The organism is Streptomyces sp. MS19 (assembly GCF_047200595.1).
Lineage (GTDB): Bacteria > Actinomycetota > Actinomycetes > Streptomycetales > Streptomycetaceae > Streptomyces.
This window is the reverse complement of record NZ_JBJZOH010000027.1, coordinates 59,222-69,974: the sequence shown is the minus strand read 5'-3', so window position 1 is coordinate 69,974 and position 10,753 is coordinate 59,222. Positions and strand designations below refer to the sequence as shown.

Below are 10,753 nucleotides of genomic sequence, written 5' to 3'. Positions count from 1 at the left end.
CGTGATCTCCGTATCCCCCAGCCAGATCCGCCCGCTGCTGACGGTGTCGAGACCCGCCAGGCAGTGCATCAGCGTCGACTTCCCCGACCCCGACGGGCCCATGATCGCCGTGAACCGCCCCCGCTCGACGGACACGCTCACCCCGTCCAGCGCGAGCACACGCGTCTCCCCCGACCCGTACGCCTTCACCACGTCGTCCGCCCGCGCCGCTTCGGCCGCGTGCCGCCCGTTCCCCCCGGTCGCCGGGTCCACCACAGCCGTAGCCACGGTCCTTCTCCTTCAGTCGGTGCCGCCGCTCCCGTCGAGCGGCTGTTCGCCTCTCAGCCCCCTCAGGCTAGAAACAGGGACGGTCCCGGCTCGTCGCCCCCCGGTATGAACGCGTCCCCACGGCCGTCTCGGGGATGCCTCGGGGCCAACCCTGAGAACCGCCCCTGAGAACCGCCCCGGCACGGCCGCCCCGCCCCGCGCGTGCCCGCCCGGCCGGGACGGCGCCGTACACCCCTGTCACCCACCCGTCATAAATTCACCCCCAGTTCACTCCGGCGCTGCGCCGGGGCCACTCTTTCTGCGCACTATTGAGCGGTCCGGAATAAGCGACGATCTGATTCATGACCTCCGCTCATCGGCTGTGCTCATCGGCAAGGCCCCACCCGGTCGTATGGAGTTGAGCACGGTGGAAGGCACAAGGTGCTGAGGCAGCAACGCGACACCGCCGGCCCGGCCGCGAAGCCCCGGGACCCACAGTGGGAGAACGTGCGCTACATCGCCGCGACGACCGTTCTCGTCGGGCATGCCATCACCCCGCTCCGCGACCAGTTCCCTTACATGCACTGGCTGTACAACGCCTCGTGGCAGCTGGGCGTGCCCGCGTTCGCCCTGATATCGGGCCGCTTCAGCCCGGCGCTGCCGCTGACCGGGCGGGCGGCGGGGCGGCTCGTCACCGGAATCGCGTTCCCCTTCGTCGCCTTTTCCCTGGTGACATCGGTGCAGCGGTGGGCACTCGACGGGGTCTGGTATTTCTCTCTCGTGGAACCGGCCGCGACCCTGTGGTTCCTGCTGTCGCTGCTCTTCTGGAAAATGGCGCTCCCTTATGTGGTGACGCTGCGGTACCCGTTGGTTCTCTCCGTCGTTCTCGCGCTCGCCGTCGGATTCGCCGACGACATCGCCTATCCCTTTTCCGCAGCGCAGACGATCGCCTTCTTCCCGTTCTTCTACCTCGGCCATCTCCTGCGCGAAAGACCGGAATTCGCGGCGGCCGTCGCCGCCGTGCCGCGCTGGGCCGCCGCCCTGGTCACCACGGCCCTCGCGGGCGGCGTGTGGCTGCTGGACGACACGCTGTCCCCGGAGTGGCCGGCGATGAGGCAGCCGTACAGCGCTGAGGACTTCCCGTACGCCCTCGGCGTCCCGATCCGAGCGGCCGTCCTGCTGTGGGGCGTGATCGCCGTCATCGCGCTGATCCGCCTCGTGCCGCGCCGCCACGTGCCACTGATGACATCGCTCGGGACCGCCGGGATGTACCTCTACGTGCTCCATCCGCTGGTGCTGACGTACTTCCACCACATCGATTTCTTCGCGCGGATCGACACCGACGCCGAGGCGCTCGCCGTCCTCGCGGTGGCGATCGCGTCGACCGTCGTGCTCGGTTCACGCCCGGTACAGGCCCTCACCCGCCCGCTGGTCCAGCCGCGGGGCCGCTGGCTGCTGCGCCCGCCGGAGCGGCTACCCGACGCCGCGGAAAGCCGGGGACGGACACCCCCGCCGCCCCGTTCCCCCGCGGCCTCCCCGGCCGCACCGCCCCGGTCCGGCTGACCCCCGGCCCGCCCACCGCCTCGCACCGCCTCGCACCGCCTCGCACCGCCACCGGACCAGGAGAACTGGGAAGAAGATGCACATCGCTGTCTTTGTCGAGAACCGCAACGGCGTCGACCTGACGCGGCGCATCATGGCCGCGCCCCGGGCGGCCCGCCACACGTTCTCGGTGTTCACCGCCGATGTGAACGGAGAGGTCGCCCGCTGGATCGCCGAGGAGGCCGCGCAGCGCCTCGACGGCGTCACGGTCCGCAACCTCTTCGAGGTGGGCGAGGGCATGGGCGACGACGAGTTCGCCCAGGCGCTGAAGGTCCGCGCGGCCCGCTGGGCGCGCGAGCAGGGCGTCGAGCGCGTCATCCTCTTCAACGACCAGTCGCGGCGCGGCCGCAAGGTCACCGAGGCGCTGACCGACGACCTGCCCGTCGTCCTCGTGCAGGACGGCCACCTCGACTTCCACTACAAGAAGCTCGGCACGGCCCGCCGCGACCAGAACTGGTACTACGGCGCCTCCCGCCCCGCCGCCGTCTGCGTGTGGGGCCCGGCGATGGCGCAGCACGTCGGCTTCCGCACCGCCGAACCCGGCCCGCCCGTCCACATCACCGGCGCCCTCGGCCACAGCGACGACCCGACGCTCCTGACCGTCGCGCGCTCCGGCCTGCACCGCACGACCCGCGAGGCCGACGCGCCGCTGCGCGTGATCGTCCTCGACCAGCCGCTCGGCGACCAGGGCAAGATGCCGCGCCCGGCGCACCGCGACGAGCTGACCCGGCTCGTGGCCGCGCTCGGCGAGCACGGCGAGGTGCACGTCAAGCCGCACCCCTCCACCCAGGCCGCGCACCTGACCTGGCTGGCCGGGCTGCCCGGCGTGACGGTGCTGGCGGCGGACACGCTGCTCGACGCGGACGCGCTGGCCGCGTACGACCTGGCCGTCACGTTCTTCTCCACCACCTACTTGCAGACGCTGCGCGCGGGTGTCCCGCTGGTGCTGTACAACCCCGAGGCGCTGAACGTCGTCTTCCCCACCATCCACCACCCCCTGCTGCGCAACGCGGGCACGACCGAGGAGGTCGCCGCCGTCGCGTCGCGGCTGCGGCGGTCCCGCAAGTTCCTCGCCAACCAGCACGGCTCGCCCATCGAGCACTTCCTCGCGTTCCGCGACGACGTGGCCGAGCAGGTCATGGCCGTCGTCGAGGACGCCGTGCCGCCGCGCCCGGTGACCGAGGGCGGTACGGGCGCGGCCCCCGGCGCCGTGCGCCCCACCGGCCTCTCCCTTGCGGAACGCGCCCTGGCCGAGGTCGAGCGCCGCGCGAGCCGCCCCTCGACGCTCGCCGTCGTCGGCGTGAGCTTCTCGTACATCACGGGCGTCGCCGTGCCCGTGCTCACCTACACGCAGGCGCTGATCGCCCAGTCCCCGGTGGACGTGCACTACTTCGACCTGGCCGCGTTCCCGCAGCCCGAGCACGCCGCCGACGCGCTCGCGGACGCGGAGATCGTGCTGATCAACAGCCTTGCGCCGTTCTGGCGTTCGCCGATCGCCAACGGGCTGGTGGAGGGGCTCCTCGACGCGGGCCGCACGGTGATGCTGTACGCGCACGAGACGGAGTACGTCTTCACCTACGAGGCGGAACGGTCCGCCGAGCGGCACGCCGAGATGCTGAAGCTGCTGCCCCGGCTGACCGTGCTGTGCGTGTCGAAGGCACAGGCCGACATGTTCCGCCAGCTCGGCGTCACCGACCCGATCGTCATCTACAACACGGTCCCCCGCGACATCCACCGCACCCGGGCCTCGGCGACCGTCGCGGAACGCCCCCGCATGGTGATGGTCGGCACCGTCCAGGACCGCAAGGGCGTGGACCTGTTCTCCCGGGTCGCGGAACTGGCGCACGCGCGCGGCCTGCCGTGGCGCTTCAGCTGGGTCGGCTGGAAGACGCCGCGCATCGCCCGCCGCACGCTGCTGTCCGACCGCGTCGAGTGGATGGGCGCCCTGTCGCGGGACCGCGTGCGCGAGGAACTGGCCGCGTCCGACGTGTTCTTCCTGTCCAGCGTGGACGACCCGATGCCGCTGTCCGTGGTGGAGGCGGTGCAGCACCGGCTGCGCATCGCGACGTTCCACCGCGTCGGGTCCCGCGAGGTCCTGGAGGGCGTCAGCGGCTACCGGGCGTACACCGAGTACACCCCGGAGGCGGCGCTCGACGCGCTCGCCGCCGTGCTGGACGAGGACGTGGACGAGGAGCGGTACCGGGAGGTCGAGGAGCTGTTCGACATCCCGGCGTTCAGCGCCCGCATGTCGGCGGCACTGTCGCTGCCCGCGCCGGGCGCGGCGGTGGGGCACGACGAGGAGGCGGCGCGGAACCGCTTCTCGGTGGCGATCGGGCAGAGCGTGGCGTTCCGCACCGACGAGTTCCGCGACCACCTGCGGGCGGGCCGGGACGCGAACGCGTTCCGCATCGGCAAGGAGATCCTGCGCCGGTCCACGCAGTCCACGGACGTGCTGGTCGGCATGGCGGAACTGCACGCGCGGGCGGGGCGGACGCAGGACGCGCTGACCATGCTGGGCGGCGCGGCGTGCGTCGGGGGGCGGCGGTCACGTGTGTGGATGGAGATCGCGCGGGTGGCCGAGATGCTGGGCGCGGAGGGGCGTTCGCTCCAACGGTTCGCGCGGCGCGAGGCGTTGCGCGTCAAGGTGCGGAACAGGGCGGCGCGTATCGGCGGCGCCGAATGACGCGGCCTGCCGCGCGACGCTCCCTGGCCTTCGCGGGCCGCGCTGCATAAGATCGACCGACTCGACCCACGTACCGCAGGTTTCCGCACACGGGAGTGCAAGGTGAAGCGTCGCGCGTCCCTCCTGTCCCTGACCGCAGCCGCTGCCGCCGTTGCGCTCCTGACCGGCTGCTCCACGGGCGGCCATCCGGGGCAGGCCGCCGTGGTGGGCGGCGAGGACATCTCGCTGGCCAGTGTGCAGGCGCAGGTGGAGGCGGTGCGCGACGCGCAGCGGGCGCAGCCGAACGCGGACGAGCTGATCGCGTCGAGCGGCTCCCTGTCCCGGCAGACCGTGGACTTCCTCGTCTACCTGGAGGTCCTGGAGCGGGCGGCGGCGTCGGAGGGCGTGGAGGTCAGCCGGCACGACGTGCAGGAGGCCCGTGCGCTCGCCGAGCAGAACGTGGGCGGCGAGGAGGCCCTGGCGCAGGCCGCGCTGATGCCGCAGCAGGGGCTGCCGCTCGCCGGTGACGAGCAGATCGACATGGTGTTCCGCAGCAACCTGCTGATCCAGCGCCTCGCGGAGCGCCTCGGCGCGGCGAACTCGCCGGAGGGGCAGCGGGCCATCCTGGAACTGCTCGGCCGCACCGCCGAGGAGATCGGCGTGGAGGTCAACCCGCGCTACGGCCGCTGGGACCCCGAACAGCTGACGCTCGGCGAGGCCGACCAGCCGTGGGTGCGCGCCGAGGGCGGCGCGGGCGACGCCGCCGAGGTCCCCGCGCCGCCCGCCTGACGCCGGGGCTACGCTCGACGGGTGAGCGAGCGAGACCGCGACCGTACGGGACCTGGCCGGATCGTCCTGCTGACCACGACGCACCGGGTGGCGCCCGGCCTGCTGTCGTGGGCGGCCTGGCGGGCGTTGCAGACGGCCGACCGTGTGCTGTGCCGTGACGCCGCCCATCCGCAGCTGCCGTACCTGGCGGACGCCGGGGTGGCCGTCGAGACGGCGGCGCCCGCCGCCGCCGAGCTGGTCGCCGCCTGCGCGGGGGGCCGTACGGTCGTGGTCCTCGCGGGCGCGGAGGGCGAACGCGCGCTGACGGACGGGCTCGCCGCCCTGGCGGGCTCGGGGCGCGCGGGCGCGCTGCCCGATCTGGAGCTGCTGCCCGGCTCGTACGATCTGCCGGGCGCGCGGCTGCTCGATCTGGTCGAGGTGATGGACCGCGTCCGCGCGGTGTGCCCGTGGGCGTCGGGGCGGACGAGCGCGGAGCTGGCGGCGTACGGCGTCGAGGAGATGTACGAGCTGGTCGAGGCGGTGGAGACCGGCGACCGGGCGGGGGTGCGTGAGGAGTTGGGGGACGTGCTGCTCCAGGTGGTGTTCCACGCGCGGATCGCGGAGGAGGACCCGGAGGAGCCGTTCGGGATCGACGACGTGGCGGGCGGGATCGTGGAGAAGCTGGTGCGGCGGCATCCGCATGTCTTCGGCGACGAGGTCGCGGAGACGGCCGAGGACGTGAAGGCGCAGTGGCTCCGGATCAAGGGTGTGGAGAAGGGCCGTGCCTCGGTGACGGACGGGGTGCCGCTGGGGCAGCCCGCGCTGGCGCTCGCCGCGAAGCTGGCGGGCCGGGCGCGGGCGGCGGGTCTCGACGTGCCGCTGCCGGAGGCTGTGTCCGGGGCGGAGGCGGAGGGGTTCGGCCACCGGCTGCTGGCGCTCGCCGCCGAGGCGGGGGCGGCGGGGGTCGATCCGGAGACGGCGCTGCGGGCGGCGGCGCGGACGTACCGCACGGCGATCCGCGCGGCGGAGGGCGTTCCCGGTTCCGTCGGGGACTGACCGCCCGCTCGGGCGCCGGGCGGCGTTGTCAGTGGCCTCCGCTACGCTCTGTGACCATGAGGATGCGAGGATGGACGAGCTGGTGGGGCAGGGCCCGTGAGGGTGGCGGTGCCCGGTGCTCTCCGGGCGGAACGGCGGGGGCTGCGCGCCGTGTCGGCAGGTGGTCCGCGGCGCGTACGGCGACGGTGGGGGGACATGGCACCGGCGAGGACGGAAGCGGGGAACCGGTCAATCCCTCTCGCGCGGAGGACGGTTGGCGGGCGGAACGCGCCGGCGGGACCGGTCCGCCGGAGAACGCCACTCCCCCGCCTCCCCCGCCACCGGGCGACAACGCCGTCCCGCCCCACGGGGCACCACCGCACATCGACGCCCCGGCGGACAGCGCGCTCCGGCACGCCCGGTCCGGTGCCGGTGCCGGTGCCGGTGCCGGACCTGAGCGAGCCGGCACTGCCTCGTCCCGCGAACGGCACCCCGCCAGTCCACCGGCGCCGGACCGCACCACCCACAGGGGGCCACCGCCCGCCGGCGCCCCAGGGAGCGAGGCGCTCGGCCGGGCCGACGCCACCCCGCCCTGGGGCCAACCTCCCCGGGACCGCCCCACGGTCAGACACAGGACCCGCGGAGCGCCTTCACACGCCGATGCCCCGGAGAGCAGCACACTCCGGCACGCCCGGTCCGGTGCGGGACGGCGCCCGCCAGCGCCGGCACCGGCACCCGCCGACCGCCCGAGCGGCGAGGCCGGCTCGTCCCGCGCGCGGTCCCGTGGCGGCCTCTCCCCGCCGGGCCGGGGTCCGGCCCCCGGTGAGGGCGGTCCGGGCGGGCCGCGAGGCGGCCGTCTCCCGGCGGTGGGCGGGAACCGGCGCGTCCTGCCGTGGGGTGACGTCCGGCCGCCCCGGGCCGGGCCGCCGCCTCAGCGGAAGGCGGCGGCGTTGCGGCGGGCCCAGGCGGCGAACGAGCCGGGGGCGCGGCCGGTGACGCGGGCCACGTCGGGGCTGACCCGCTGTTCCTCGCCGGTCGGTTCGCCGAGGATGGCCAGCGTCGTCTCGACCACCGGCTCGGGCATGAACGCGCCCATCGCCGCCCGTGCCTCCTCGCGCGTCCACTCGGTGAAGCCGACCGGCTCGCCCAGCGCCTCGCCGATCGCCCGCGCCTGCTCCCTGGGCGTGACGGCGGCGGGGCCGGTCAGCGTGTACGCGCGTCCGGCGTGCCCGTCCTCGCGCAGCGCGGCGGCGGCCACCGCCGCGATGTCGTCCGGGTCGATCACGGGCAGGCCGATGTCGCCGAACGGCGCCGCGACGGCGCGGTGTTCGCGTACGGACTGCGCCCACGCGTACGCGTTGGACGCGAAGCCCCCGGGCCGCAGCAGCGTCCACTCCATGCCGGAGTCGCGCACCGCCTGCTCCCACGCGCGGGCGAGGCCGCCGTGGGACTGCGAGTCGGGGCGGGTGACGACGCCCTGGGACGACAGCCGGACGACGCGGCGGACGCCGCCCGCCCGCGCGGCGGCGAGTATGCGCTGTGGGTCCACCAGGTGGGCGGCGGGGCCGGTGTCGTGGAGGAAGAGCGCGTCGGCGCCCTCGAACACCGGCCGCAGTCCGTCCGGTTCGGTCAGGTCGGCGACCAGGTGCCGTACGCCGTCCGGTACATCGGCGGCGGTGACGGAGCGGGACACGGCGGTGACCCGTTCCCCCGCGGCGGCGAGTGCGCGGACGAGCGGGCGGCCGACGTTTCCGGTGGCTCCTGTGATGACGATCATGGCGCGTTTCCTCTGGGTGAGAGTGCGGACGGGCGGGTGCGTCCCGCCCCCGGCCGAGGGAAGCTACCATCGCGGATGTAGTAGGTACCTAGGAGATAGTGACTTACCAAGGAGGATCACCGATGGTGGAGAACGCCTCGTGGACGGCGGCCGCGTCCTCGGACGCCGGGGGCGCGTGCCCCATCGGGCCCGTGGTGGACATCGTGTTCAGCCGCTGGACGACGCCGATCCTGTGGTCGCTCCACGCCTACGGCCGCCAGCGGTTCGTGGAGCTCCAGCGGAACGTCGGCGCGATCACCCCCAAGGTGCTCACCCAGCGGCTGCGCCAGCTCGAACGCGACGGTCTCGTCCTGCGCACGTACCACCCCGAGGTACCGCCACGGGTGGAGTACGAGATCACCGAACTCGGCCTATCCCTGGCGCCGCTCTTCGCGCACCTCGCGGGCTGGGCGGCCGAGCACCTCCCGCGCGTCGAGCGCGCGCGGGACGCCTACGACGCGGCGCCCGCGCCCCGCGCCGCCGTCTGAGCCGCCGTCTGAGCCGCCGTCACGGGGAGGCCGAAGAGTTCGGCGAGCGAGGCCGCGTTCTCCCGGGTGACGCGCAGCAGTTCGCGCTGCCGCCCGTGGACGTCCGCGACGGCCGCCCCGTGGTCCGTCAGCAGGCCGACGGCCCGCTCGGTGAGGTCGGCCGCCAGGTCGGGCGCGTGGAGGGACACGCCCCACTCGGGCCGCTCGATGTCGGCGAGGAAATAGGCCAGTTTCGGGTGCGAGACGAGACTCAGGGCCGGGGTGCCGCAGCCGAAGGGCAGCATCGTCGCGTGGCCGCGCATCCCGATGACGAGGCGGGCGCGGCGGTAGGCGTCGAGCAGTTCCCCGTTCGTCAGGTCGTAGAGCCGGGCGACGGGGAGGGTCAGGCCGTGTTCGCGGCGCAGGTCGTGGACGAACGCCTCGTCCGCCGGGGTATGGGCGGCGTACCGCACGTCGGCGTGGGCGCGCAGGCCGCGGACGGCGCGGGCCATCTGGTCGAGGAAGTACCCGTAGTCGTGGCCGAAGCGCAGCCCGGCGCGGTCGTAGGCGCAGTTGAGCAGGACGGTGTCGGTACGGTCGCCGGGGGCGGGGTCGGTCCAGCCGGGGACGAGGTGGCGCAGCACCGTCGTGGGGCAGGGCTGGTGGCGTACGCGGTCGCGCAGTCCGGCGGGGAGCAGTTCGCGGACGCGCTCGACGGAGCCGCGGTTGCGCAGGCCGACGAACGCGGCGTGCTCCACGAGGGTCCGCAGGCTGCCCGCGATGCGGCCGGGGGCGAGGTGCTGTCCGTCGAAGAGGTTGAAGCCGACGCCGAAGACGGCGAGGGGCGCGGTGATGCGGCGCAGCTGCTCGTCGGGGACGTTCCACTGCCAGCCGCTGTTGCCGTTCGGCCAGGTGTCGGGGAGGAACAGGCCGCCGCCGCCGACGATCACGCCGCGCCGCGCGTTGAGTTCGGCGAGCAGCCGGTCGTCCACGAGGCGGTGCACGGGGACGGGGTGCCAGCGGGTGGCGTCGGTGGTGGGGCCGAAGCAGCGGCGGACGGCCTCGGGGAGGATCTTGTCGCCCGCGTTCTCCTGCCCGTCGGCGTAGAGGGCGACGTGGGCGACCTGTTCCGCGGCGGGCACGGGCGGCGGGGCCGTGGCGCCCGGCAGGGTGCGGGCGTGGAGGGCGCGGCAGCCGGGGTCGGTCGGGTCGGCGTCGAGGCCCTGGCGGGCGTAGCGGTGGGCGTCGGTGTCGCGGCCGTGCAGCCAGGCGAGGCGGGCGAGCTGGGCGAACGCGCGGGGGGCGACGACGGGGTGGGCGGTGGCGACGAGCAGGTGCGTCTCGGCCTCGGGGTAGCGGGACAGGGCCATCAGCGCGCTGCCGAGCGCCTCGTGGTTGCGGGCGCGGCGCGGATCACCCGCCGCGGGGGCGAGCACGTCGACGGCCTCGGCGTACCGTCCCTGCTGGTGCAGCGCGGAGCCGACGACGCGGGCGAGGCCCGCCGGATCGACGCGCTTGCCGGCCGGGGTGACGATCGGGCCGCCCGCGCTCAGCAGCGGAAGGGCGCAGTGGAGCAGCAGGTCGTGCGCCTTGCGGCCGGGCAGGGCGCAGTACTCGGCGTAGAACCGGTGGGGCGTCAGCTCGGGTCGGGTTGCCTGAGCGGTCGCTGCGCCGTGTTCGGACTCGTAGGGTTCCCCGGAGCCTGTGAGACCTGCGGGCTGCGGGTCCCCGGCGGGTTCGTAGGGCACGACCGGGCGGCGGGTGCGCAGCAGCGGCGCGAGGTCGTCGCGTACGAGGCCGTCGGCGGGCAGCGTGACCACCGTGTCGTAGTCGCCGTACCCCTCGTCCTCGCGCCGGGGCACCAGGCGCGGATGGAAGCGGCGCGCGGCGGCGAAGTCGGCGTCGGGCAGCCCCGGATGCAGCAGGACGACGTCCTCGCAGACCGCCGGGCTGGTCAGCGCGAGACTCCGCAGCAGCGCGGGCAGCCGGGGCAGCCGCTCCGCGTCCACCCCGGCCGCGAACGCGACACGGCGCTTCCGGTGTTCCATGATCCTCCTCGGCACGCGCTGACCGACTCTGCCAAATGGCCGTCGATGCCGAGGTGTCGTCCGGTGGCACAGCGGGTGAACGTCCCATGGCCGGGGACGTCCCCGGCCA

8 protein-coding genes are annotated in these 10,753 nt (G+C 74.5%); 5 read left to right on the top strand and 3 right to left on the bottom strand.

All coding sequences use genetic code 11. The features are described from left to right. Positions 1-267, bottom strand: a 267-nt coding sequence (locus tag ACL02R_RS22270) for an ATP-binding cassette domain-containing protein (protein WP_412798737.1), incomplete at its 3' end; no start/stop codon positions are given. A 486-nt stretch (positions 268-753) separates the two neighbouring features. On the opposite strand from ACL02R_RS22270, the gene ACL02R_RS22265 reads away from it, so the two are divergent. The 4 genes from ACL02R_RS22265 to ACL02R_RS22250 all read left to right on the top strand — a co-directional run bounded on the left by ACL02R_RS22265 (position 754) and on the right by ACL02R_RS22250 (position 6,334). Beyond that, positions 754-1,809 (top strand): acyltransferase family protein, encoded by a 1,056-nt coding sequence (locus ACL02R_RS22265; protein WP_412798736.1) that lies wholly within the window; start codon positions 754-756, stop codon positions 1,807-1,809. A gap of 76 nt (positions 1,810-1,885) precedes the next feature. Then, positions 1,886-4,531, top strand: a complete 2,646-nt coding sequence (locus tag ACL02R_RS22260) for a glycosyltransferase (protein WP_412798735.1) — start codon at positions 1,886-1,888, stop codon at positions 4,529-4,531. 102 nt (positions 4,532-4,633) lie between these two features. Then, positions 4,634-5,299, top strand: coding sequence for a SurA N-terminal domain-containing protein (locus tag ACL02R_RS22255; RefSeq protein WP_412798734.1), 666 nt, complete (start codon positions 4,634-4,636; stop codon positions 5,297-5,299). Between the two features lie 21 nt (positions 5,300-5,320). Next, positions 5,321-6,334: a nucleoside triphosphate pyrophosphohydrolase gene (locus ACL02R_RS22250; protein ID WP_412798733.1), complete on the top strand. Its 1,014-nt coding sequence runs from the start codon at positions 5,321-5,323 to the stop codon at positions 6,332-6,334. 910 nt (positions 6,335-7,244) lie between these two features. Here the strand turns inward: ACL02R_RS22250 and ACL02R_RS22245 are convergent. Next, positions 7,245-8,090, bottom strand: coding sequence for an SDR family oxidoreductase (locus tag ACL02R_RS22245; RefSeq protein WP_412798732.1), 846 nt, complete (start codon positions 8,088-8,090; stop codon positions 7,245-7,247). Between the two features lie 122 nt (positions 8,091-8,212). On the opposite strand from ACL02R_RS22245, the gene ACL02R_RS22240 reads away from it, so the two are divergent. Further along, the gene (locus ACL02R_RS22240) at positions 8,213-8,617 is read left to right on the top strand and encodes a winged helix-turn-helix transcriptional regulator (RefSeq protein WP_412798731.1); all 405 of its coding nucleotides are present in this window, start codon (positions 8,213-8,215) and stop codon (positions 8,615-8,617) included. On the opposite strand, the gene ACL02R_RS22235 is transcribed toward ACL02R_RS22240, so the two are convergent. Then, positions 8,581-10,644 (bottom strand): polysaccharide pyruvyl transferase family protein, encoded by a 2,064-nt coding sequence (locus ACL02R_RS22235; RefSeq protein WP_412798730.1) that lies wholly within the window; start codon positions 10,642-10,644, stop codon positions 8,581-8,583. The two genes, ACL02R_RS22240 and ACL02R_RS22235, sit on opposite strands and share 37 nt — an antisense overlap. Positions 10,645-10,753: the final 109 nt, after the last annotated feature.

Bases quoted from the DNA above. Each gene is read 5' to 3' on its own strand.
- ACL02R_RS22240 (WP_412798731.1), top strand. From the start codon at position 8,213: ATGGTGGAGAACGCCTCGTGGACGGCGGCCGCGTCCTCGGACGCCGGG.
- ACL02R_RS22235 (WP_412798730.1), bottom strand. From the start codon at position 10,644: ATGGAACACCGGAAGCGCCGTGTCGCGTTCGCGGCCGGGGTGGACGCG.
- ACL02R_RS22245 (WP_412798732.1), bottom strand. From the start codon at position 8,090: ATGATCGTCATCACAGGAGCCACCGGAAACGTCGGCCGCCCGCTCGTC.
- ACL02R_RS22260 (WP_412798735.1), top strand. From the start codon at position 1,886: ATGCACATCGCTGTCTTTGTCGAGAACCGCAACGGCGTCGACCTGACG.